This is a genomic window from Vescimonas sanitatis (assembly GCF_049060325.1).
Lineage (GTDB): Bacteria > Bacillota > Clostridia > Oscillospirales > Oscillospiraceae > Vescimonas > Vescimonas sanitatis.
Genome location: NZ_JBMGPW010000008.1, coordinates 158,488 through 182,140 on the forward strand (window position 1 = coordinate 158,488; position 23,653 = coordinate 182,140).

The 23,653-nt window shown below is 63.7% G+C and carries 21 protein-coding genes; 4 read left to right on the forward strand and 17 right to left on the reverse strand.

Annotated features, from left to right (window positions below; genetic code table 11):
- Positions 1-45: 45 nt before the first annotated feature.
- On the forward strand, positions 46-990 hold the full coding sequence (locus ACOMDU_RS10575) for a hypothetical protein (protein WP_421130274.1): 945 nt from the start codon (positions 46-48) through the stop codon (positions 988-990).
- A gap of 377 nt (positions 991-1,367) precedes the next feature.
- Here the strand turns inward: ACOMDU_RS10575 and ACOMDU_RS10580 are convergent, their stop codons facing one another.
- Both ACOMDU_RS10580 and ACOMDU_RS10585 read right to left on the reverse strand, forming a co-directional pair.
- Positions 1,368-2,297: a SufB/SufD family protein gene (locus ACOMDU_RS10580; RefSeq protein WP_421130275.1), complete on the reverse strand. Its 930-nt coding sequence runs from the start codon at positions 2,295-2,297 to the stop codon at positions 1,368-1,370.
- Positions 2,294-3,034 (reverse strand): ABC transporter ATP-binding protein, encoded by a 741-nt coding sequence (locus ACOMDU_RS10585; RefSeq protein WP_421130276.1) that lies wholly within the window; start codon positions 3,032-3,034, stop codon positions 2,294-2,296. Before ACOMDU_RS10585 ends, ACOMDU_RS10580 begins: the two co-directional genes overlap by 4 nt.
- Positions 3,035-3,219: 185 nt before the next feature.
- Between ACOMDU_RS10585 and ACOMDU_RS10590 the strand changes: the two genes are divergently transcribed.
- Both ACOMDU_RS10590 and ACOMDU_RS10595 read left to right on the forward strand, forming a co-directional pair.
- Entirely contained in the window at positions 3,220-3,774 is a 555-nt protein-coding gene (locus tag ACOMDU_RS10590; RefSeq protein WP_421130277.1) for a hypothetical protein, read from the forward strand.
- A 103-nt stretch (positions 3,775-3,877) separates the two neighbouring features.
- Positions 3,878-4,465, forward strand: a complete 588-nt coding sequence (locus tag ACOMDU_RS10595; protein WP_421130278.1) for a hydrolase — start codon at positions 3,878-3,880, stop codon at positions 4,463-4,465.
- A gap of 321 nt (positions 4,466-4,786) precedes the next feature.
- On the opposite strand, the gene ACOMDU_RS10600 is transcribed toward ACOMDU_RS10595, so the two are convergent.
- The 12 genes from ACOMDU_RS10600 to ACOMDU_RS10655 form a co-directional block, all read right to left on the reverse strand.
- Complete coding sequence (locus tag ACOMDU_RS10600) at positions 4,787-6,454, reverse strand: DAK2 domain-containing protein (RefSeq protein WP_421130279.1); 1,668 nt, start codon at positions 6,452-6,454, stop codon at positions 4,787-4,789.
- Positions 6,455-6,476: 22 nt separating this feature from the next.
- On the reverse strand, positions 6,477-6,827 hold the full coding sequence (locus tag ACOMDU_RS10605; RefSeq protein ID WP_022136079.1) for an Asp23/Gls24 family envelope stress response protein: 351 nt from the start codon (positions 6,825-6,827) through the stop codon (positions 6,477-6,479).
- Positions 6,828-7,005: 178 nt separating this feature from the next.
- Entirely contained in the window at positions 7,006-9,423 is a 2,418-nt protein-coding gene (locus ACOMDU_RS10610) for a glycogen/starch/alpha-glucan phosphorylase (protein ID WP_421130280.1), read from the reverse strand.
- Positions 9,424-9,444: 21 nt separating this feature from the next.
- Positions 9,445-10,872 (reverse strand): glycogen synthase, encoded by a 1,428-nt coding sequence (locus ACOMDU_RS10615; protein ID WP_421130281.1) that lies wholly within the window; start codon positions 10,870-10,872, stop codon positions 9,445-9,447.
- Positions 10,873-10,888: 16 nt separating this feature from the next.
- Entirely contained in the window at positions 10,889-12,001 is a 1,113-nt protein-coding gene (glgD, locus tag ACOMDU_RS10620) for a glucose-1-phosphate adenylyltransferase subunit GlgD (RefSeq protein WP_421130282.1), read from the reverse strand.
- The gene (locus tag ACOMDU_RS10625) at positions 11,998-13,206 is read right to left on the reverse strand and encodes a glucose-1-phosphate adenylyltransferase (RefSeq protein ID WP_421130283.1); all 1,209 of its coding nucleotides are present in this window, start codon (positions 13,204-13,206) and stop codon (positions 11,998-12,000) included. Before ACOMDU_RS10625 ends, glgD begins: the two co-directional genes overlap by 4 nt.
- Positions 13,203-15,080 carry a 1,4-alpha-glucan branching protein GlgB gene (gene glgB / locus ACOMDU_RS10630; protein ID WP_421130284.1) on the reverse strand — a complete coding sequence of 626 codons (1,878 nt, stop codon included), beginning with the start codon at positions 15,078-15,080 and terminating at the stop codon, positions 13,203-13,205. Before glgB ends, ACOMDU_RS10625 begins: the two co-directional genes overlap by 4 nt.
- A gap of 217 nt (positions 15,081-15,297) precedes the next feature.
- Positions 15,298-16,518: a 5-bromo-4-chloroindolyl phosphate hydrolysis family protein gene (locus tag ACOMDU_RS10635; RefSeq protein WP_421130285.1), complete on the reverse strand. Its 1,221-nt coding sequence runs from the start codon at positions 16,516-16,518 to the stop codon at positions 15,298-15,300.
- Positions 16,515-16,730 carry a DUF896 domain-containing protein gene (locus tag ACOMDU_RS10640; protein WP_421130286.1) on the reverse strand — a complete coding sequence of 72 codons (216 nt, stop codon included), beginning with the start codon at positions 16,728-16,730 and terminating at the stop codon, positions 16,515-16,517. The genes ACOMDU_RS10635 and ACOMDU_RS10640 overlap by 4 nt, the downstream gene beginning before the upstream one ends.
- A 13-nt stretch (positions 16,731-16,743) precedes the next feature.
- On the reverse strand, positions 16,744-17,526 hold the full coding sequence (locus ACOMDU_RS10645) for a YlmH family RNA-binding protein (protein WP_421130287.1): 783 nt from the start codon (positions 17,524-17,526) through the stop codon (positions 16,744-16,746).
- A gap of 1 nt (position 17,527) precedes the next feature.
- The gene (locus ACOMDU_RS10650; protein WP_421130288.1) at positions 17,528-19,276 is read right to left on the reverse strand and encodes an ABC transporter ATP-binding protein; all 1,749 of its coding nucleotides are present in this window, start codon (positions 19,274-19,276) and stop codon (positions 17,528-17,530) included.
- Positions 19,277-19,377: 101 nt separating this feature from the next.
- A complete protein-coding gene (locus tag ACOMDU_RS10655; protein WP_421130289.1) occupies positions 19,378-20,094 on the reverse strand; it encodes an NAD-dependent protein deacylase in 717 nt (238 codons plus the stop codon).
- A 36-nt stretch (positions 20,095-20,130) separates the two neighbouring features.
- Here ACOMDU_RS10655 and ACOMDU_RS10660 point away from each other — a divergent pair, with 36 nt between their 5' ends.
- Positions 20,131-20,469 (forward strand): arsenate reductase family protein, encoded by a 339-nt coding sequence (locus tag ACOMDU_RS10660; RefSeq protein ID WP_022136068.1) that lies wholly within the window; start codon positions 20,131-20,133, stop codon positions 20,467-20,469.
- 81 nt (positions 20,470-20,550) lie between these two features.
- Here ACOMDU_RS10660 and ACOMDU_RS10665 read toward each other — a convergent pair whose 3' ends face one another.
- Genes ACOMDU_RS10665 through ACOMDU_RS10675 form a run of 3 tightly spaced genes read right to left on the reverse strand, consistent with a single transcriptional unit; the run spans position 20,551 to position 23,636 of the window.
- Positions 20,551-21,717 (reverse strand): cation diffusion facilitator family transporter, encoded by a 1,167-nt coding sequence (locus tag ACOMDU_RS10665; RefSeq protein ID WP_421130290.1) that lies wholly within the window; start codon positions 21,715-21,717, stop codon positions 20,551-20,553.
- Positions 21,683-23,041 (reverse strand): Na+/H+ antiporter NhaC family protein, encoded by a 1,359-nt coding sequence (locus tag ACOMDU_RS10670; RefSeq protein WP_421130291.1) that lies wholly within the window; start codon positions 23,039-23,041, stop codon positions 21,683-21,685. The genes ACOMDU_RS10665 and ACOMDU_RS10670 overlap by 35 nt, the downstream gene beginning before the upstream one ends.
- 1 nt (position 23,042) lies before the next feature.
- The gene (locus ACOMDU_RS10675) at positions 23,043-23,636 is read right to left on the reverse strand and encodes a hypothetical protein (protein WP_421130292.1); all 594 of its coding nucleotides are present in this window, start codon (positions 23,634-23,636) and stop codon (positions 23,043-23,045) included.
- Positions 23,637-23,653 lie beyond the last annotated feature (17 nt).

The following is a 23,653-nucleotide window of genomic DNA, read 5'->3' on the forward strand; positions in this document are numbered from 1 at the left end:
GTGATACACTAAGCACATCAATGCAACAGAAAGGGAGGACCTTCCATGAAAAGAATCGGTATACTCTTGCTGACACTGGCGATGCTGCTTTCCCTCGCTGCCTGTGGGGTGAAAGATACGCAGACCACCAACGCCGAGGAGAAACAGGGCACGGAACAGACTGCCTCAGGTACGGCAGCGAACGAAAGCCAACCCGCCGCTGATCTGCAAAAGCCAGAGGACAAAACGATTACGCCGGACGCTGCTGCAAACGGTGACAAGCAGGAAGAAACCAAGACCGATGATACCAAGAAGGACGAGCAGAACCCCGACACATCCGAAAAGGACGATGTAAAGCAGGATGAGCAAAAGCCCGCCACCCCCGCCAAGGACACCACGCCTGAGAGCAAAACCGAAACGCCCAGCTATGGCAATGGCAGTCTGACCACCAGCCAAGTCAAGGAAATGCAGCGGTGGTATGGTGTCAGCGCAGATGGTCAGTGGGGTGCAGGCTCTGCTAAGGCTGCCGGTGGGCGCACCGCCGATGAAGCATGGGCGTACTACCAGCAGAACAAGAAAGACACCACGCCGGAGGAGACAACAAAACCTGTGGACAAGCCCGACGACAGCTCCACAGGCGGCACGACTACGCCTCCCACGCAGACTACCGAACCAGCAAAACCCACCAAGGCCGATGTGGACTGTGATGAAGCTATGCGCGTAGGTAACGAGTATGCAGAAAGCCTCGGATTTGAAGTTTGGGATGGATGTTCTGGTTTCTTTCCTCCCACTTATTTTGAGGAAGACTATCCCTCTTCTCAGTGGACTCAGGAGCAGATGAATGCGGCTATGAAGGAAATGGTTGATTACGTAAAGGCGCGTTTTGAAAAAAACGGTCGTTGGATTCCCCATGTGGAAGGAAGAGACGGTGAGGCGACCGCCATCAACTGTGTTATTCGGTGGAATGCGGCTGGTGGTTATCACGAAATGTACGCCTACTATGCTGGTTAACGCAAAAAGGAAGCTCTCAGCTTTTGCTGAGGGCTTCCTGCTTTTTATATGTGTTACATGGCTCGTCCTTGGCACTCACCTTTTACTCACCCTTTTGCCGGGGAGATACATTGATTTACATGGACTTATGTGAGCCAAAAAGTTTTGAATTTCTCAAAATATGGAGATATATGGACATTTATAAAGATACTTGGCAGGTGGAAATGCCCACGATACCCAGCTTCATAAGGTGAGCCTCCTTTGTATTTCTGTCCGGCGCAGGGGGCCGGGGAAGTTGTTTTTCAACTTGATATAATACCATTTTTTGCGTGGAAACGCAAGGGCGGGCGCAAAAAAGTGCGCCGCCTTTCGCACGAAAGGCGGCGCAGCCATATGTGTTATGCCAGGAAGCCCTTGAGGATCGTCTCCTCCGCCTCCTCCGGCGTCAGGCCCAGCGTCTCCAGCTTCAGCAGCTGGTCGCCGGCGATCTTGCCGATGGCGGCCTCGTGGATCAGTTGGGCGTCGGGACAGTTGGCGGTGATGGCCGGGACGGACTCGATGCGGGCGTCACCCATGATGATGCTGTCGCACTGAACGTGGCCGAAGCACTGGGCGTTGCCCACCATCACCGGGTGGAAGATCTGGTGGGAGTCGTCCTGCGCCACGGAGCGTGAGATAACGCGGCCGCGGGCGTCGTGGCCGTTGAGCTCGATACGCATATCGCTCTCGGCCTCCTGCGCGCCGTGGGTCAGCAGGCGCTCGGTGACCACCACCTCGCTGCCGGCTTCGCAGAAGAAGTCCGTCTCGCGCTTGGTGGAGTCGATGCCGCGGATCTGGATCGTCTCCATCTGCATGGTGGCGTTCTCACCCAGGTAGACCACGGTCTTGGGGTTCATGATGTTGCCGCCGGTCTGGCCGGGGTCTTTCTCGCCGAAGTGCTTTTCCACATAGCGGACCTTGGAATTTTTGCCGATGTGGAAGGTGTGGATGCCGTCGTGGCGGCTTTCGTCACAGCCGGAGTTGTGGATGCCGCAGCCGGCGATAATGTCCACGTCGCAGTCGTCGCCCACGTAGAAGTCGTTATAGACCAGCTCACTGAGGCCGCTGTGGCTGATGATGACGGGGATGTAGCATTTCTCACCCTTGGTGCCGGGCTTGATGCGGATGTCAATGCCGGACTTTCCGTCGCTGCGGGGATCGATAGCAATATGCTCGGTGGACTGACGGGCCTCGCAGCCGGAGTCCTTGCGGATATTGAAGGCGCCCACGGGCTTGCCGGTCAGATCGGCGATCTTTTCCAGCAAAGCGGCGTCGATATCGGTGATCATTGCGCGCCCTCCTTTCTATCCAGTACGGGACAGCTGCCCAGCGTGTCGGCCAGGATCAGGGGGAAGATCTCCTCCGTGGTGCCGCGGTGGGCGATCTGGCCGCCGGCGATGACGACGATCTCGTCGGCCAGCTTGATAATGCGCTCCTGATGGGAGATGATGACCATGGTGGCCGCGCCCTCCCGGTGGATCTGCTCGAAGGTCTCGGTCAGCCGGGCGAAGGACCACAGGTCGATGCCGGCCTCCGGCTCATCGAAGATCATCAGCTGGCCGCGGCGGGCCAGGATGGTGGCGATCTCGATGCGCTTGACCTCGCCGCCGGACAGAGACACGTCCACCTCGCGGTCCAGGTAGTCGTTGGCGCAGAGGCCAACCTTGGTAAGATAGGCGCAGCACTTGTCCTTGCTGAGCTTGTCCTCGCCCGCCGCCAGAAGCAGCAGGTCGTGGACGGTGATGCCCTTGAAGCGGGGCGGCTGCTGGAAACCGTAGCTGATGCCGCGCTTGGCGCGCTCGGTGATGGACAGGTCCGTCACGTCCTCGCCGTTGTACAGCACGCGGCCGGAGGTGGGCTGCACCAGGCCCATGATGACCTTGGCCAGGGTGGTCTTGCCGCCGCCGTTGGGGCCGGTGAAGACGACCAGCTTATGGTCGGGGATGGTGATGGATACATTTTTCAGGATGTCCTGCTCCCCCTCGGGGGTGGACACCCGGTAGCAGATATTCTGCAATTCCAGCATGGGATGGTTCTCCCTTCTCTGAACGTTTGTTTTGTATTGTGGCTGTCCACACCAGCAAAGTGGTGGGCAGGTTCCGTAACCATGTCAGTGTAACAGATTTCGGCAGGAAATGCAATATGTTTCCGCCCATGGCGCACATCGGGCCGCGGCACCACATAGTATAGACAGAAAAGGAGGCGTTCAGTATGGAGCCATCACCGTTGGTATACGATACCGCCGCCGCGGCGGCGGTGTGGCAGAGGGTGGGGCCGGCGCTGCCGGCCTATGATGCGGCACCGTGTCCCGCGGGGGCCTGCTGCCCGCTGCCGCGGCGGGAGACGGACAGCGAGGCGATGCTGGGCGGGCTGATCGCCGAGGGCGCGGCGCTGTATGCCGCCTGCCGCCGGTGTGCCGTCCGTGCGCCCCGGCAGAGCCGGCAGGCGCTGGAACAGCTGGCCCGGGAGGAGCAGCGGACGGTGCGGGCCCTGCTGGCGGCATATTTTCTGCATACGGGCCGGTGGCGGCAGCCGCCCGCGCCGGCGGCGGGGGTACGGGAGACGTGGCTGGCGGCCCTGCGGCGGGTGTATGTGGGTGAGGCGGTGGTGCAGCGGGGCTGTGCCGATCTGGCGGCGCGCATGGAGGACGGCTGCCTGCGGCAGCTGCTGGCGGCGGAGGCGGATCGCGCGGCGGAACGGGGAAAACGGCTGGCAAACTTGTTGGAAAAAGCCTTGACAACGGAGAATAACCTGCTAAAATGGTAGGCAAATAGGAAAAGGGGCGTGCCGCACCGGGCGCGCCAAATTCCGGAAGAGCATCAAGGGGGCGGGCGGCGCCCGTCTCTGGTATACAAAGGAGGCTTTACCCATGAAAGAATGTATCTCCCGCGAGGCGGCGCTGGCGGCGCTGAAAACGTACAACAAGGAGCCGTTCCACATTCTCCACGGTTTGACGGTGGAGGGCGTTATGCGCTGGTACGCCAATGAGCTGGGCTATGGCGAGGACGCGGATTTCTGGGCCACGGTGGGCCTGCTGCACGACATCGACTTTGAGATGTGGCCGGAGCAGCACTGCCGGAAGGCACCGGAGCTGCTGAAGAAGGCGGGGTGCTCCGAGGCGTTCATCCACGCGGTCTGTTCCCATGGCTACGGCCTGTGCTGCGATGTGGAGCCCACCCACGAGATGGAGAAGGTGCTGTTCGCCGCCGACGAGCTGACGGGCTTGGTCGGCGCGGCCGCCCGTATGCGCCCCAGCAAGAGCGTGATGGACATGGAGGTCAGCAGCCTGAAGAAGAAGTATAAGGACAAGAAGTTCGCCGCCGGCTGCTCCCGGGACGTGATCAACACCGGCGCGGAGCGCCTGGGCTGGACCATCGAGGAGCTGATGGAAAAGACTATCCTGGCTATGCGCAGCTGCGAGGAGAGCGTCAACAAGGAGATGGAGACGCTGGCCTAAACACGGCAGTACATGGAAAAAGAACACCCTGTGCGAATACACAGGGTGTTCTTTTTTGCGAATTATACGGAGAGTTGTGGAATATCGTGGAGGGGCGGAGGGGGTTTACGCCGCTGCGCGGCTACACCTTATCCGCCCCCTGCGGAGGCACCTGTCTCCCTGCGGGTCGGTCGGTCCGCGGATCTGACAGGCCACCGGCCTGTCATTCAACACTGCGGACCCCTCAAGGGGAAGGCTTATGGGGGTGCGCCCTCGGGGGGAAGGCTGACGGGGTGCAGGGGGAGAAAAAAGGAAGCACCCGGGCGGGTGCTTCCCTGTATGTTATTCGATGGCGATGATGTAGTAGTACACCGGCTGGCCGCCGGGGAGGGCGGCGACCTCGGCGTCGGGGCAGATCGTCTCGAACACCTCGGCGGCGCGGGCGGCATCGTCCTCGGTGACGCCCTGGCCGGAGTAGACGGTGACGAACTCGGCGTTCTTATCGGCGGCTACATGAGCCAGCTTATCCAGCAGCACGTCCAGGCTGCGGTCGGTGCCCAGGAGCTTGCCGTCGCACAGGGCCAGATAGTCGCCCTCGTTGATGGCGAAGCCGTCGAAGTCGGAGTTGCGGGCGGCGTAGGTGATCTGGGCGGTGGTGACGTTGGCGGCGGCCTCGGTCATGGCGGCCAGGATAGCCTGGGGATCGTCGTTGTCCGGGTCCACGGCCATCATGGCGGAGATGCCCTGGGGCACAGTGGCGGTGGGCACCACGATGACCTGCTTTTCCGTCAGGCCCACGCACTGCTGGGCGGCCATGATGATGTTCTTATTGTTGGGCAGGATGAACACGATCTCGCTGGGGGTGCGGTTGACCTCCTGCAGGATGGCCTCGGTGGAGGGGTTCATGGTCTGCCCGCCGGAGACGATGCGGTCCACGGTCAGGTCGCGGAACACGGCCTCGAGCCCCTCGCCGGCGCAGACGGCCAGGAAGCCGTAGCGCTTTTCCGGCGCGGCCACAGCGGTCTCGCCGCGCTCCAACTCAGCCTCGACGGCGTCCAGATCGTCGGTGGACTGGGCCTTCTTGCCGGCGGCCAGGTCGGCGGCCTGGGTACGCATATTCTCGATCTTGGCCAGCTCCAGCGTGCCGTATTTCTGGGCCTCGTTCAGGGCGTCGCCGGGGGTGTCGGTGTGGACATGGACCTTGAAGGCCTCGTCATCCTCGCCGATGACCAGGCTGTCGCCGATGCTGTTCAGATAGGCACGCAGGCCGTCCAGGGGCTTGTCGGAGGTCTTGCGGACGATGAACACGGTGTCGAAGGCGAAGGTAATGTCCTCGTCGCCGATGGCGGCGAAGTCCGCCTTCTCCTCGGCGGTATCGGCCACCTCAGGCACGGGCTCGCCCCGCAGGGCGCGGAGCATACCCTCCAGAATGATGAGGTAGCCCTTGCCGCCGGCGTCCACCACGCCGGCCTTTTTCAGCACGGGGTTCATCTCGATGGTCTCCGCCAGGGTGGTATAGCCGGTCTTGATGGCCTCGTCCAGTACGAACTCGGCGTCGTTCTTCTCGCCGGCGGCCTCCAGCGCACGTTGGGCGGCCAGGCGGGAGACGGTGAGGACCGTGCCCTCGGCGGGCTTCATCACCGCGCCGTAGGCAGTGGAAACGCCCTCCTGCATGGCCTCGGCCAGCAGGGCACCGTCGGCGGTGTCGTGGCCCTTGAGGACCTTGCTCATGCCGCGGAACAGCAGGGACAAAATGACGCCGGAGTTGCCCCGGGCACCCCGGAGCAGGCCGGAGGCCGTCAGCTTGGCGGCCTCGTCCACGGTGGCGGGCTCGGCCTTGCGGAGCTCGTTCACCGCCGTCTGGATGGTCAGGGACATATTGGTGCCGGTGTCGCCGTCGGGCACCGGAAATACGTTCAGGTCGTTGATGGCCTGTTTCTGCGCGGTGATGCAGGCGGCGCCGAAGGCGACCATCTGCTTGAAGGCGCCGCCGCTGATCTTATCTGTCATGTCTGTTCTCCTTCCGGGCGCGTCACACGGTGACGGAATCCACGCAGACATTCACCGCTTTGACGGTGACGCCGGTGTTGAGGTTGACCACATACTTGACCTCGCCCATAATGGATCGGCAGACTGTGGCGATGTTGACGCCGTTTTCCACGACGATGTGCAGCTCGATGGACACGGTGCCGTCATCATTGTACGTGACCTTGACGCCCTTGCTCATGGCCTCGGGCCGCAGGAGATGCACCAGCCCGTCAGTCATGCTGCGCTGGGCCATGCCCTTGACGCCGAAGCAGTTGGTGGCGGCCGCGCCGGTGATGGTGGTGAACACGGCGTCGCTGATGGTGATCTCGCCGTTTTCGGTGGGGACTTTTATCATAGCGGACTTCCTTTCTGCGGAAATGGCATAATAACACACGATAACATGGAGTATTATATACTACTTCCTCCGGGATTACAATAGAGATTTTACCGGGGCGGCATATGGGCAGGTTTCCCGCGCGGCTTTGAAGGCGCGGCGAAGAAAGGGAGCGCCCCGCGGGGCGCTCCCTTGTGCGTTACTGCTTGTAGGGCACGTGCCAGATGGTGTCGGCGTACTGGGAGATGGCCCGGTCGGCGGCGAAGACGCCGCTGCGGGCGATGTTGGTGAGGCTCATGCGGTTCCACGTCTCCCGGTCGCGGTAGGTGTGGCGCATCCGGGATTCGGCTTCGCAGTAGGCGGCGAAGTCGGCCAGGACCATGTACTGGTCCGCCTGACCGTCCATGCCGGTGACCAGCCGCTGGAACAGGTCCTCGTAGGTAACGCCGTCCCGGAAGCCTACCTTCAGCTGGTCCAGCACGCGGCGCAGCACCGGGTCGCGCTGGTAGAGCAGGTTGGGGTCGTAGGTGTGGCGCAGGTGCTCCACCTCATCGGCATGAAGGCCGAAGAGGAACATATTGTCGTCGCCCAGCAGGTCGTGCATTTCCACGTTGGCACCGTCCAGGGTGCCGACGGTCAGCGCGCCGTTCATCATAAACTTCATGTTGCCGGTGCCGCTGGCCTCCTTGCCGGCGGTGGAGATCTGCTGACTGACCTCGCTGGCGGGCATGAGGACCTCGGCCAAGGAGACGCGGTAGTTCTCCAGGAACACCACCTGGAGCCGATCTTTGCACAGCGGGTCGCTGTTGATCTGGTCGGCCAGAGAATTGATGAGGTGGATGATGCGCTTGGCCACGGCGTAGCCGGGGGCGGCCTTGGCGCCGAACAGGAACGTCTGGGGCGGGAGGTCCAGGCTGGGGTCATCCTGCAGGCGCTGGTACAGGTAGATGATCTGCAGGGCGTTCAGTAGCTGGCGCTTGTACTCGTGAAGGCGCTTTACCTGCACATCGAAGATGGCGTCGGTGTTCAGCACCACACCCTGGTGTTTCCTGGCGAAGGCGGCAAAGGCAAGCTTGTTCTGATGCTTGATGTCCTCCAGACGCTGAAGGACCGCCTTGTCACCGGCGTAGGCCTCCAGCTTTTTCAGCTCCTGCGGGTGGGTGAGGTAGCCCTCGCCGATCAGGTCACGGAGCAGTCCGTCCAGACCGGGGTTGATCTGGGGCACCCAGCGGCGGTGGTCGATGCCGTTGGTGACGTTCTTGAACTTGTCCGGCATCATCTGGCAGGCGTCCTTGAACAGGTCCTTCCGCAAAATCTCGGAGTGCAGGGCGCTGACGCCGTTGACGGCCATGCTGCCGGCGATGCACAGGTTGGCCATGCGGACGCCGCCGTCCCAGATAATGGCCAGCTTGGCGGTCTTGGCGGGATCGTGGAAGAAGTCCTCCACCTGCTGCTGCCAGCGGCGGGAGATCTCCTGCAATATCTGCCACACGCGGGGCAGCAGCGTTTCGAACAGCTGCTGCGGCCAGACCTCAAGGGCCTCGGAAAGCACGGTGTGGTTGGTGTAGGCCACGCAGTGGGTGGTGATGTGCCAGGCCTCGTCCCAGCCCATGCCGGCATCGTCGATGAGGATACGCATCAGCTCCGGGATCACCAGCGTGGGGTGGGTGTCGTTGATCTGGATGACATTCTTCTCATGGAAGTTCCTGAGGGTGCCGTACTGCTGGATGTGCTTGCGGGTGATGGACTGAATGGTGGCGGACACGAAGAAATACTGCTGCTTCAGCCGCAGGGACTTGCCCTCGTAGTGGTTGTCCTCGGGGTAGAGCACCTGGCTGATGGCGTCAGCCATGGCGCGCTCCTCGGCGGCGTGGAGGTACTGGCCCTCGCTGAAGAGCTTCATGTCGATGGGCTTGGGGCTGCGGGCCTGCCACAGGCGCAGGGTGTTCACATGGTCGGTGTCGTAGCCGGCGATCTCCATATCGCAGGGGATGGCCAGCACACGGGTGTAGTCCTCATGGACCACCATCAGGTGGTTGTTGTCCCAGCGGGTGCGGACCTTGCCGCCGAAGCGGACCTCCTCCGCCTCCTGCAGCTTGGGCAGCAGCCACGCGTCGCCCAGCTGCATCCAGTCGTCGGGCAGCTCCACCTGCTGGCCCTCCACGATCTTCTGCTTGAAAATGCCCAGCTCATAGCAGATGGAGTAGCCCGTCGCCGGGATCTCCAGGGTGGTCATGCTGTCCAGATAGCAGGCGGCCAGACGGCCCAGACCGCCGTTGCCCAGACCGGCGTCCGGCTCCATGTCGAAGATGTCCGCCGCCTTGAAGCCCAGCTCGCCGATGGCGGCGGTCAGGGGCTCCAGCAGCTCCAGATTGAAGGCGTTTTTCATCAGGCTGCGGCCCATCAGGAACTCCAGCGACAGGTAGTGGACCTTGCGCTTTTCCTCGTGAGCCGTCTCCTCGCGGGTCTGTACGCCGTGCTCGGCCATGATGTCCCGCAGGACCATGGCGCAGGCCTTCATCATCTCGCCGTCGGTGGCCTGCTGCTCGGTGCAGCCGTAGTTGAGGCGCAGCTTCTGCACGATGGCCTCTTTCAGGGTCTCTTTGTTGTAGGTCATATCGGGTAACTCCTCCTTGGGTCAAAGGTTCTCATAAATGTGCCGGTAGGCCGCCGCGCTGCGGCCCCAGCTGAAGTCCGCGGTCATGCCACGGTATCGAACGGTGTCGAAGCCTGTCCGGTCGCCCCGGTACAGGCCGGTGGCCTGACCGATGACGGAGAGCATGGCCCCGGCGTCATAGTCGCCGAACAGGTAGCCGGTGCCGTCCTCCTGCCCCACCTGGCAGGAGCGCACGGTGTCCGCCAGACCGCCGGTGCTCCGCACGATGGGCACCGCGCCGTAGCGCATGGCGATCATCTGGCTCAGGCCGCAGGGCTCGCTGCGGGAGGGCATCAGGAACAGGTCCGCGGCGGCGTAGACGCGCCGGGACAGGTCCTCGGCGTACAGGATCTGGGCTGACACGCGGCCGGGGTACTGCCCCGCCTTCCAGCGGAAGAAGTCCTCATACTGCCTGTCGCCGGTGCCCAGCACCACGAACTGGCAGCCGGTGGCCATAATGCCGTCCATGGCCTGCTGCACGAGATCAAGCCCCTTGTGGCCCACCAGCCGCGTCACCATGGCGATCAGCGGCGTGTCCGGCTCCTGGGCAAGTCCGAGGGCAGCCTGCAGGGATGCCTTGCACACGGCCTTGCCGGTCGGGTCTGCCGCCGTGTAATGCGCCGGAAGCGCCGGGTCGGACGCCGGGTCGTAGGTGACGGTGTCGATGCCGTTGACCACGCCGTGCATTTTCCAGCCGATGGCGTCCACCACGCTCTCCAGCCCCTCGGCATAGGCCGGGTCATGGAGTTGGGCGGCGTAGGTGGGACTGACGGTGGTGACGGCGTCCGCCATGAGCATGGCACCCTTCATCAGGTTCACGTCGCCGTCCATGCGGAGGGTGCCGTCATCGTACCAGCCACGATCCAGACCGAAGAGCTGGTCCACGCTGTCGCTGCCGTAGCGGCCCTGATACTCAATGTTGTGAATGGTGAACACCGTGCGGATATGGCGTATCTCCCACCAGCGGGTGGCCGCGTCCTTGAGATAGATGGGCACCAGCGCCGTCTGCCAGTCGTTGCAGTGGAGGATGTCCGGCATCCAGTCCAGGCTGGGCAGCAGGTCGACGACCGCGTGGCTGAAAAAGGCGAAGCGCTCGCCGTCGTCAAACTCACCGTACAGGCGGCCGCGGCGGAAGTATTTTTCGTTGTCCACGAAGTACCAGGTCACGCCCCGGTCATGGAGGGAGAACAGGCCGCAGTACTCATGCCGCCAGCCCAGGTCCACGTAGATATACCGGCGGAAGGTCATTTTCTCCCGCCACTGGGGGCCGATCTTGTCGTACAGGGGCAGGATGACGGCGGTCTCGACACCCTCCGCCGCCAGGGCGGGGGGGAGGCTGCCGGCCACATCGGCCAGGCCGCCGGTCTTGCAGAAGGGATAGGCTTCGCTGGTCACATACAGCAGCTTCATGGCAGGCTCCTTTCTCTCACACCGTCGCGCCCTTGGCGATGACGATGGGATAGCGCTCGTGGCCCATCAGGGTCACATTCTCGCTGATGGTGACGTATTTGTCGGTGATCACGCCCCGCAGTATGGCACCGCGCTTGACCACCGTGTCCTTGAACAGGATACAGTTTTCCACGCTGGCACCCTTTTCAATACGCACGTTGCGGAACAGCACGCAGTTTTTTGCGCTGCCCTGGATGTCGCAGCCGTCGGCGGCCAGAGAGTTGACGCAGCCGCCCTCCGGGTCGATGTAGCTGGAGGGGGAGTCGTTTTCCTTGCCGTATACCGGACGGTCCGGGCAGAACAGGGCGCTGCGGGTGGCGGTATCCAGCAGCTCCATGCTGCGGTCGTAGTAGTTCTGCAGGGTGCTGATGTGGGCGGCGTAGCCGTCGTAGACATAGCTTTGCAGGCGGAGGCGGCTGCTCATGCCCTGAAGGACATCCCGCCGCAGGCTGTAACGGTTGTGGCTCAGGCACTCCGTCACCAGCTGGATGAGCAGCTCGGTCCGCAGGACAAAGATGTTCAGGCAGCGATAGCCCTCCGGCGTGTGCAGGCCGTAGGCCGTGTCGGTGATGCGGCCCCAGGCGTCCAGCCGGAAGTAGGTGTCCTGCCCGTCGCCGGGGACGGCGGTGCAGACGGCGGTGATGTCCGCGCCGGTGTCGATATGGCGGCGGAGCACGTCCTCCAGGGGCGCGTTGATGACCGTGTCGCTGTCGGACAGCACCACGTAGTCCTGGCGGATGCTCTTCAGGTAGTTCATCACACTGCCCAGGGCATCCACGCGGCCGCGGAACTGGCCGTCGCCGCGGTGCTGCTCATTATAGGCGAAGGCCGGCAGCAGCGTCAGACCGCCGAAGTTGCGGCTCAGGTCCCAGCTCTTGCCGCTGCCCAGGTGGTCCAGCAGCGACTGGCACTTGCCGTGCATGATGACGCCCACGTCCGTGACGCCGGCGTTCACCATGCTGGAGAGGATGAAGTCGATGATGCGGTAGTCACCGCCGAAGGGGATGGAGCCGTGGACGCGATTTTCGATGAGCTCCCGCAGACCGTTTTCCTTGTCGTAGGAGAAGATGATCCCGTGCATTCCGTTCATGGCCGCACCTCCTTGCCGTTTTCGCCCAGCATCATTTTCGGTTCGATGACCGCGCCGTCCGCCACGGAGGTCCGGGGCCCCAGCACGGCGATACCCCAGTCCTCAAAGGGGACGCTGCCCGGGGCGCCGCCCACCACGGCATTTCTGCCTACGCGGCAGCCCTCGCCCACGATGGCGTAGGACACCTTCGCGCCTGCCTCGATGACGGCGCCGGGCATGACCACGGAATAGGAGACGGACGCGCCCTCGGCCACGGTGGTGCCGGTGCTGAGGACGGCGTTCTTTACCTCGCCCAGCACGGTGCAGCCCTTGGCCACGGCGCTGTTGCCCACATCGCCCGTTTTACCGATGTAGGTGGGCGGGCAGGTGGGCGTGCGGCCGTAGATGCGCCACTTCTTGTCCAGCAGGTTCAGCCCGGAGCCGGGGGAGAGCATATCCATGTTGGCATCCCACAGGGAGTCCAGCGTACCCACGTCCTTCCAGTAGCCCTCGAAGCGGTAGGCGGACATCTTCTCACCGTTTCGCAGCATAGCGGGGATGATGTTTTTTCCGAAGTCGTTGTCGCTGCGGGGGTCAGTCTCATCATCGATGAGGTACTGGCGCAGCTTTTTCCAGGTGAAGATATAGATGCCCATAGAGGCCAGGTTGCTTTTCGGTTCCTTGGGCTTCTCGGCGAACTCGGTGATGTTGTCCTCGCCGTCCACGGCCATGATGCCGAAGCGGCTGGCCTCCTCCCAGGGGACCTCCATGACGGAGATGGTGCAGTCAGCGCCGGTGGCCTTGTGGCGGCGCAGCATCAGGGAGTAGTCCATCTTATAGATGTGGTCGCCGGAGAGCACCAGTACGTACTCCGGGTCGTACAGATCCACGAAGCCGATGTTCTGGTAGATGGCGTTGGCGGTGCCCTTGTACCAGACGGCGCCGCCGGCGCTCTGGTAGGGCGGCAGGATATGTACGCCGCCGTTGACACGGTCCAGCTCCCAGGGCTGGCCGCTGCCGATGTAGGTGTTCAGCTCCAGCGGCCGGTACTGGGTCAGTACGCCCACGGTGTCGATGCCGGAGTTGGTACAGTTGGACAGGGGAAAGTCAATGATGCGGAATTTGCCGCCGAAGGGCACGGCGGGCTTGGCCATGCTACCGGTGAGCACGTACAGGCGGCTGCCCTGGCCGCCGGCCAGCAGCATCGCCACACACTCTTTTTTCATCCTTGCGTACCTCCTGTGTTCTGTTTTTTCTGGGGGCGTTTTCCCTCCCGGCGCAGCAGCACCGCGCCCAAGGGCGGAATGGTCAGGGAAAGGGAAGTCTCCCGCCCGTGGGAGGGGATCTCGTCCACGTCGATCCGGCTGCCCGCCGGAAGGGCGCAGCCGCTGCCGCCCCAGCAGGCGTCGTCCGTGTTGAACAGCACCTCATACCGCGCCGCTGCCGGCACGCCGAAGCGGTAGTTGTCCCAGGGCACCGGCGCGAAGTTCACCGCGCAGATCAGCTCGTGGCCCCTGCGGTCCCGCCGCAGAAACACCAGCACATTGTTGTGGTTATCATCGGCCACCAGCCATGTAAAGCCGTCCCAGTCCCGGTCGTTTTCCCACAGGCACCGGTTGCGCTTATACAGCCGGTTCAGCTGCCGCAGGCACTCATGGCTGGCCCGGCAGGCGGGATCGTCCAGCAGATACCAGTCCAGCTGGCCGCGGAAGTCCCACTCGTGCCACTGGGGCAGCTCGCTGCCCATGAACAGCAGCTTTTTGCCGGGGTGGCACAGCATATAGGCCCAGAAACTCCTTACACCGGCCAGCTGCCGCCAGTCGTCGCCGGGCATCTTGCCCCGGAGAGAGCCCTTCATGTGGACCACCTCGTCGTGGGACAGGGGCAGGACGTAGTTTTCCGAGAAGGCGTAGACCATGGAGAACGTCACGTCCCGGTGGTGGAACTGGCGGAAGTAGGGGTCCATCTTCAGATAGTGGCACAGGTCGTTCATCCAGCCCATGTTCCACTTCAGGTTGAAGCCCAGACCGCCCTGCTCCGGCGGATAGGTGACCAGCGGCCACGCGGTGGACTCCTCCGCCACCATCAGCGCCGCCGGGTCGGCGGCAAAGGCTGCCCGGTTCAGCTCACGCAGGAAGTCGATGGCCTCCAGGTTCTCCCGGCCGCCGTCCCTGTTGGGACGCCACGCGCCGCCCTGCCGGTCATAGTCCAGATACAGCATGGACGCCACCGCGTCCACCCGCAGCCCGTCGATGTGGTATTCCTTCAACCAGTAGACGGCGGAGGACAGCAGGAATTCCCGGACCTCCGGCTTGCCGAAGTCGAATACACGGGTGCCCCAGCCGGCGTGCTCCCATTTCAGGGGGTCGCCGTACTCGTAGAGGCAGGTGCCGTCAAATTCGATAAGCCCGTGGCTGTCCTTGCAGAAGTGGGCGGGCACCCAGTCCAGTATCACGCCCAGCCCCGCCCGGTGCAGGGCATCCACCAGGGCCATGAAGTCGTGGGGCGTGCCGTAGCGGCTGGTGGGGGCGAAGTAGCCGGTGCACTGGTAGCCCCAGCTGTCGTCCAGGGGGTATTCCGTCACCGGCAGCAGCTCTACGAAGTTGTAGCCCATGGCCTTTACATAGGAGGGCAGCTCCTTTGCCAGCTCCACATAGCTCAGGGGAGAGCCGTCCTCGTGGCGCTTCCACGAGCCCAGATGCACCTCGTAGATCAGCAGCTCGCCGTTCACCGGCGGCTTTTTCAGCCGCTGCTGCCGCCAGTCATCGTCCCGCCACTGGTATCCGGACAGGTCGTAGACCTTGCTGTCTGTCCCGGGACGGGTGGCCGCGTGGAAGGCACAGGGATCGGCCTTCCAGACCACCCGGCCGTCCGCGCCGGTGACCACATACTTGTAGGCGTCGTAGACCTTGGCGTTCTCCGCCGCCGTTTCCCACACGCCGGTATCCAGCCGGGTCATGGGCCGGGGCTGCCAGCCGTTGAAGTCCCCGGCCAGCGCCACGGCGCGGGCGTTGGGCGCCCACACGCGGAAGGTGAAGCCCTGCTCCGCCGGGTGTGCGCCGAGGTAGGTGTAGATGTCGTGGGCCGGGTGCCGCGTCATGTGCTCAGCTCCTTTTCTCTCACGCTGCTCGTCTGCTCTATGGTAGCACGCCTGTTCCGTCAAAGGACGCGAAACAGGTCGCTGGTAACGTTACCGACATTGTACCCCATTTTTCCCGTCCCGTCAACAAACAAGGCGCTTTTTGTGCCGCGGCGGGGGCGGAAAAGGGCCGCAAGCACAAAAGGGAAACGCAGGCGCGCTGCGTTTCCCTTTTCGTTTACTCATCCCGCTGCTGCACGGCGCTGCTGCCGTTCAGGCCGAAGTCGTCCGCTACGCTGGCGGTGTCCCGGCGCAGCATGGTCTCCATCACCCGGATATCGCTGTCGATATCCATGGCATCGGTGCGGTACAGCTCGTCCAGCTGGTGCTCGAAGCCCGCCACGATGCTGTCCATGGTCTTTTCGATCTTGGCCTTGGCCTGGCTCAGGTTCTCGCCGCTGACGCCGGCCTCCTCGAAGCTGGCGTAGTTTTCCAGCAGCTTCAGGGTAGTGGGCAGGTAGTAGTTCAGGAACGTGCCGGCGGCGTCACGCTTGGCCTCGTCCTCTTCAATGAGTTTGAAAATACGGCCGGACACCTGCTCCATGCGGTCCAGCTTGGCGCTGATGGCCTCGTCGGCGATGCGGTCGTTCAGCTCGCGGATCTGGGCCAGGATGGCGGCGTAGCCCGCCGGCGCGGGCGCGGTCTGTGCGGGCTGACCCTGCTCCGCCTTGGCGCGGTGGGCGGCATCAAAGTACGCCGTGGCGGCGGCCTGGGACTTGAAGAGCATACCGCTGCCCATGTCGATATAGGCCTCGTCACCCCAGAGGCCCTTTTCCAGCATCAGGTTCACGTCCTTCTCCACCCGACGGCGGGACACGTCGGCGGCCCGGGCCAGATAGTCCAGGGGCACGGCCTGCTTCTGCCCGACGGTGCGGAGGTAGGTGGCAAAGCGCCGCTGGCGGCGCTTCATGGCGCCGCTGCCCAGCAGCAGGGACGCGCCGCCGGCCATCATGCCCAGGGGATAGAACAGCTGCCGGGCAAAGTACCACCACTCGTTGTAGTGGTAGGCGTAGGACAGGTTGTCGCTGACGGCACTGAGCATAGCCACGCAGCCCAGAATACCCAGCACCGCGCCGATGATCTTCATGGTTTTGGCGCCCTTGTCGGAGTAGTTCGGCGTCTCTGTGACCTTGCGGACGGTGTTCTTCGCCGCGGAGGCGCGCGCCTGCGCAGGCTTCGCCTCGGCGCTGCCCGCCGCCGTCCGCTGCCACGCATCCCGCGCCTGCTGGCGCATTTTCCTGCCGCCGCCCTCGCTGAGCTTGCTCAGCAGCAGGATCAGGCCCACAGGCCAGGCCACGGCAAACATCACCGCGATGAATATCCACGAACCCAGGTCGTTATTGTTCTTTTTCGGCGGCTTCGGCTGAAGACCGTTGTTCTCGTCGTATTCGTAGCTCATGCTTCCCCTTCTCCCTTTCCCCGCAGCTTTCGCTTGTTGCCCTTCTCGTCCACGATATAGGTATTCTCCAGCACGCTGCGGGCATTGGCCATTACCGCGTTCAGGTACTCCTGCCGCAGTGCAGCGCGCTCCTCGATCTCCACGTCTGTCAGCCCCTCGGCCTTGGCCTTGCGGGCCAGCTCGTTGATGCGTGCTATCTTCTTCTCATCCATAGCTGTTTCTCCCTTATATGTATCGCCGTATGGCCACCGGCAGGCGGCCCTTTTTCGTGGGAGCGCCCACGCTGTCCAATACGCATTTTCCCAGACCGCGGCAGGTGATGGTATCCCCCGCCGACACGGGCTTGTCCGGCTTCACACAGGTGACGTAGTTCACCTGTACGGACCCCTTTTCCACGGCCTCCGCCGCCCGGCCCCGGCTGAGAGAAAATCCCGCCGCCAGCACGTTGTCCAGCCGCAGGGATGGCACCGTGTCCTTTATTTCCTTCACCGCCGCATGGGGGACCGCCAGCGCCGAAAGCGGCAGCGGCGTTACGGTGAGCTTCTCCCGGTCGGCGCTGTCCCAGTTCTGCAGCAGGAAATCCGTCATGGACGGGTCCAGCAGCACCTGACAGCCGCCCTTTTCCACAAGTATATCGCCTATCTTCTCCCGGGTCAATCCCAGAGCCATCAAACTGCCCAAAAAATCCCGGTGGGTCAGGTCGCCGCCGCTGCGGCACGCGGCCCGCACCGCCGCGACTTGGTCGTCAGGCGTCTCCAGCCAGTCCGGCAGGAACACCAGCCGCCGGCGCTCCGCGCCGTCATAGCCGCCCCAAAGCACATAGCCCTCCCGGCACCCCAGCGCGTTCAGCAGATGCTGCGCCGCCGTCTGTTCCTGGGGCGAGAGAAAGCCGGTGGCCGTGGGAATGTTCCGCGTGCGGCACTGCTCACACTTATCCCACACGCGGCTCAGCAGCAGCCGTTCCTCCGGGCTGTGGGCGGCTCTGTCCAGCAGTTCTCGTCTGTCCATGTTATGCCTCCAAATTCTGCGTGCGGTACAGTGTGGCGTACACGCCGTTCTTCGCCAGGAGTTCCTGGTGGGAGCCCTGTTCGGCGATGACGCCGTCCTGTATCACCAGTATCCGGTCGGCCGAACGAATGGTGGACAGCCGGTGGGCGATGATCAGTGTCGTGCGGCCTCGGGCCAAACGGTCAAAGGCGCCCTGGATGCGGGCTTCCGTCACGCTGTCCAGCGCGGAGGTGGCCTCATCCAGTATCAGAATGGGCGGGGCCTTCAGAAACACCCGGGCGATGGCCACCCGCTGCTTCTGCCCGCCGGAGAGCAGCGCGCCCCGCTCACCCACATAGGTGTCGAACCCGTCGGGCATGGCGCAGATATCATCGTAGATCTCCGCCTGCCGCGCCGCCTGCTCTACCTCGGCGTCGGTGGCGTCGGGGCGGCCGTAGCGAATATTCTCGCGGATGGTGTCGGCAAACAGGAACACGTCCTGCTGCACGATGCCGATGGCCCGGCGCAGGGAGCGCTGGGTGACGGCGCGGACATCGCGGCCGTCGACGGTGATGCTGCCGCTGTCCACGTCGTAGAACCGGGGCAGCAGCTGGCACAGGGTAGTCTTGCCGCCGCCGGAGGGCCCCACCAGGGCCACCGTCTCGCCGGCGGGGATGTGCAGCGTCACGTTGTGCAGCACCTCGGCCTTTTCGCCGTAGGCGAAGGAGACGTCGTTCACGTCCACGCGGCCCTGTACATGTTCGAGGGGCTGCGCGTCCGGCGCGTCCTGGATGGACGGCTCGGTGGCCATCAGCTCAATGAAGCGGTGCAGGCCCGCGAAGCCGTTGGAGAACATCTCAGCGAAGTTGGCCAGCTTGCGGATGGGACTGACGAAGGCGGTGACGTATAGGGAGAAGGTGATCAGATCCACATAGTCCATTTTCTCCCCCATGATGAGCCAGCCGCCCACGGCGATCACCGCCACCGGCAATATGCCGGTGCAGAACTCCATCACCGCGTTGAAGCGGCCCATCTCCTTGTGAAAGCCACGCTTGGCGGTCTTGAACACCTCGTTGGCCTCGTCGAACCGCTGCTGCTGGGCTTCTTCGTTGGCAAAGGCCTTGGTGGTCCGCACGCCGGACAGGCCGGACTCGATGGCGGCGTTGATGGTGCCGGTCTTGACCTTGGCAGCCCGGGAGGCGGCGCTCATCTGCCGGCGGCGGCGCAGGGCCATGGTCAGCAGGACAGGCAGCAGCACCAGCAGTACCAGCGCCAGCTCCCAGCGCAGGGTGAACATCACCGCCAGCGCGCCCACGATGGTCACCAGGGAGATGAACAGATCCTCCGGCCCGTGGTGGGCCAGCTCCGTCAGTTCAAACAGGTCACTGGTCAGGCGGCTCATCAGCTGGCCGGTGCGGTTGCGGTCGTAGAAGTCGAAGCCCAGCTCCTGAATGTGGCGGTACAGATCGCGGCGGATATCCGCCTCCACGCGGATGCCGAAGGTGTGGCCCCAGTAGGCCACCACGAAGTACAGCGCCGAGCGCAGCACATAGGCGGCCACCACCACCGCCATGACGATGAAGAATACCCGGAACTGCCGCTGGGGCAGCCAGGTATACATGGCGGCGCGGGACACCAGCGGGAACGCCAGGTCGATGCAGGCGATGAGGAACGCGCAGGACAGGTCCAGGGCGAAGAGCCGCCGGTGGGGTTTGAAGTAGGAGAGGAATATCCGCAGGGGGCTGCGGGTCTGATAATCTTTCGTGGTCATGCTATGCCTCGCTTGGTGTTTTTTTGAACATATAGTATAGCACATCGGCACGGCGTTCGCAATAGCACGGCGCCCCGGCTTGCGTGTCGGGGCGCTGCGTGTTATAATTGGGCCATGACCTGGCCGATAGGGCCGTCGATGGTGACGGCGGCGCCAAGACCGCTGCCGGCCCCGCCCTTGTTGATGACCGCCAGCTTATGGCCGCGGTAGTACTGTATCAGCCCGGCGGCGGGATAGACCACCAGCGACGTGCCGCCGATGATGAGCACGTCTGCCTGCCGGATATAGTGGATGGCGCGGGCCATCACGTCCTCATCCAGGGACTCCTCATACAGCACCACGTCCGGCTTAATGATGCCGCCGCAGGTGCAGCGGGGAATGCCGCGGCTCTCCGCGATGCGCTCCACACCGTAGAATTTCCCGCAGCGGGTACAGTGGTTCCGCAGCACGCTGCCGTGGAGTTCAAGGACCTCCCGGCTGCCGGCCTTCTGGTGCAGGCCGTCGATGTTCTGGGTGATGACGGCCTTCAGCTTCCCCTGCCGCTCCCATTCCGCCAGCTTGCGGTGGGCGGCGTTGGGCTGGGCGTCCAGGGCCAGCATTTTGGCCCGGTAGAAGTCGTAGAATTCCTCGGTGTGCGTCTCGTAAAATGTGTGGCTGAGCATGGTCTCCGGCGGGTATTTGAATTTCTGGTGATACAGGCCGTCCACACTGCGGAAGTCCGGTATCCCGGACTCGGTGGATACGCCGGCGCCGCCGAAAAACACGATGTTGTCACTGGCGTCTGTCAGTTCTTTCAGTCTGCGGATGGTGTCGTCCATACTGTCCCTCCATTTCTTTTGTAAGGAGCATACGCTATGAATATTCAGATCTTCGGAAAAAGCAAGTCCTTCGACACGAAAAAGGCGGAGCGCTGGTTCAAGGAGCGCCGCATCAAGTACCAGTATATCGACCTTGTGAGCAAGGGCGTATCGCCGGGGGAGTACCGTTCCATCCGGGCGGCCGTGGGCAGCTTCGACGCGCTGGTGGACAAGGACTGCCGGGCGTATGAGGCGCTGTACATGGCCTATATCACGCCTCAGGCGGCGGAGGAAAAGCTGCTGGAATACCCGGAGCTGTTCGCCGCACCCATTGTCCGCAACGGGAAGCAGGCCACCGTGGGCTATTGCCCGGAGATATGGCAGACATGGGAATAGGAATAAGGGCTCTCATCCGTGCGCCGCAGGCGCACGGTTTTTTTCGGGCAGCACCGCGGCTTTCGCTGTGCGGTGTTGCCCTTAGTCCGTGTAGCTGTGCTCCACCGTGACCACGGCGTAGTAATTGCCGTCCATGGTGCGGACCAGAGCGCGTATCTCCTGCGCTGCCTGGGCTGGGGTCTTGCTGCTGGAGAAGGGCAGCACCGCGTCGAAGATCAGGTTATCGTGTGTGGTGCCCCGGACCACGCGGAAGTCGTGGATGGTCAGACCGGGATCCACCTGCTTCACCAGCGCGGCCACCTGTTCCTTCAGTGCGGTGACGGAGCCGTCGGTGACGATGGGGTCCATGTGGATGACGGCGTGGCAGTGGAGCTTCTCCATCAGTTCCTTTTCAATATTGTCGATCACATCGTGCATGGCCATGATGTCCCCGTGGGCGGGGACCTCCGCGTGGAGGGTGATCATCAGACGGCCGGGGCCGTAGTCGTGGACCACCAGATCGTGTACGCCCAGCACTGTGTCGTTGGAGAGGACGATATCCCGTATCTGCTGCACCAGCGCCGGGTCGGGCGCCTGCCCCAGCAGGGGGGACAGGGTCTCTTTTGCGGCCTTGTAGGCGGAGAACAGGATGAACAGTGCCACCACCAGGCCCACATAGCCGTCCACCGCCAGACCGGTCCATTTGCCGATGAGCATGGCAAGGAGCACCGCCAGGGTGGAGACGGTGTCGGAAAGGCTGTCCGTGGCGGTGGCCTCCATGGCGGCGGACTTGATCTTCCGGCCGACGGCCCGGTTGTACAGCCACATATAGACCTTCACGCACACGGAGGCGGCCATGATGGCGATAGCCATCAGGGAGAAGGTGACGGCCTCCGGATGGAGGATCTTGTCAAAGGAGGACTTGGCCAGCTCCACGCCCATCAGCAGGATCAGGCCCGCTACGATCAGGCCGGATATGTACTCGATGCGGCCGTGGCCAAAGGGGTGGTCGGTGTCCGGCTTTTTGCCCGCCAGACGGAAGCCCAGCAGCGTCACCGCCGAGGAGCCGGCGTCGGACAGGTTGTTGAAGGCGTCCGCCGTGACGGCGATGGAACCGGACAGCTGTCCGGCGAAGAATTTGCCGATGAACAGCAGAATATTCAGTGCGATGCCCACAGCGCCGCACAGGGTGCCGTAGGCGCGGCGGACGGCGGGGGAGGACACGTTGTCCCGGTCAGGAATGAGCCAGCGGCTCAGCAATCGTATCATAGCAGTCGTCTCCTTTCGGCGGGTAGACCCGGCGCTTTGTCAGCCAATAGCACAGAGGGATGGCGTACAGCAGTATCTCGTAGGGGATGGCGGACATGTCCGCGCCCAGCATGGCCAGCGGGATGGACACGGAGATGTTCCAGGGGATCAGCGGCGAGAGAACGATGCCGGAGTTCTCGATGTCAAGGGCCATCTCGCCCCTGCCGTGGCCGCGCTTGGTGTAGTCGTCCTCCAGCAGCTGGTTGCACACCACCGCGCAGGTGGACTGGTTGCAGAACACCATGCTGCACACCACGGAGATCGCCGCGCAGGCGGGGAACCGCCCGGCTCTCCGGGCCAGGCGCTGGGCCAGATGCGCCGCGCCGTTCAGCACGCCCATGCCGCCCAGCAGCCCGGCGTACAGCCCGGCGCTGACGGCCATGATGGTGGCCGAGACCATGGACATCATGCCGCCGCCGGAGAGCACGTCGTGCAGCGCGCCGGGGGCGGGGAGGTAGCCCAGCACCGCATCCCGCAGGGTGGGCAGCAGAGCGCGGCCCTGGGCGAACACCGTCACCAGCAGCGCCGTCAGCGCACTGACGGCCATGGTGGGCCGGATGGGGACCTTGCACAGCGGCAGGATCAGGATCAGCAGCGCCGGGATGGCCGTCCACCAGCTGAGGCTGAAGGTGCCGGACAGCTGGTCCAGCACACCGCTGTCCACCGTGGCCAGCGGGTGCGTTACGGACAGGGCAGCGTAGGCCGCAAGGCTGACCAGATAGGGCAGCCAGCCGGTGCGGTGCATCATGTGCAGGTTGTCATAGAGCTTGGTATCGGTGGCGGCGGCCACCAGCGTGGCGCTGGAGGAGGCCGGCGAGCAGCGGTCGCCGAAGTAGGCGCCGGCCACGATGGTCCCCGCCGTGATGGCCACGCTGACGCCGCCGGAGCGGGCCAAGGCCATCAGGATCACGCCCAGGGTGCCCACCACGCCGAAGGACGTGCCCAGGGCGTAGGAGATGAAGCTGGTCAGCAGGAACGTCACCAGCAGGAACAGCTGCGGCGTGATGATGCGCAGCCCGTGATAGATGAAGAAAGCGATGGTCCCGGCGCTGCGCCACAGGGCGGTGATGGCGCCGATGAGCATGTAGATCACGATCACGCAGCACATTTTGCGGCCCTGCTCCCAGGCGGCGTCCCACATGGCCCGCACGGTCATCCCGCGGCGCAGGCCCAGGGCGGCGAAGGCTGCTATGCCCACCCATATCGCAAGAATCAGGGACTGGCCCAAAAGGATGCAGAGACCCACTGCGGCCAGAAACAGCAGAAAACAGAAGACAGCGCCCATGTTACCTCCCCGGGATGGTCAGCGTCATGCGGCAGCACAGATCATCCAGGTCGCTGTCGGTGGCGGCGGGAAGGCGCAGGCGTCCCCCGCATTTGGCACAGGTCAGGTCCACCGCGCCGCGGCGCACCTGCATGGTGTATTCGTGGCTGCCGCAGGCGCAGGCGATGCCGCCCCGGGCGGCGATATCCTTCAGCTCGGACAGTACCTCATACATGATGACGTTGTCGGTGAAGGCCTCATCGGGGGACGCTTTTTCCTTGGCCACCCGCAGGGCCAGACCCTCCATGGCCTTTCGCACCTGGGCCTCCTCGCCGATGTAGCAGCACAGCTCCTGTTTTACCGGGCAGGCCAGGCCAATGCCCCGGCCGTGCAGCACCGCACCGGCGTCGCACTCCGCCTGGTGGTGCCCGCCGCACACGCCGCAGGGCACGTTCAGCCGGAAGCGCAGGCCGTCCGTCTCGGCGGTCAGAGCTTCTTTGCCGCATTCGCATTCCATCCGCGCCGCGGCGGCGTTCAGGGCGAAAACGCTGCGGCTGTGCAGCACCGCTTTGCCGCAGGCCGGACAGATATATCCAAAGCTACGCATTTCTTCCATGACATACGCTCCTTTGT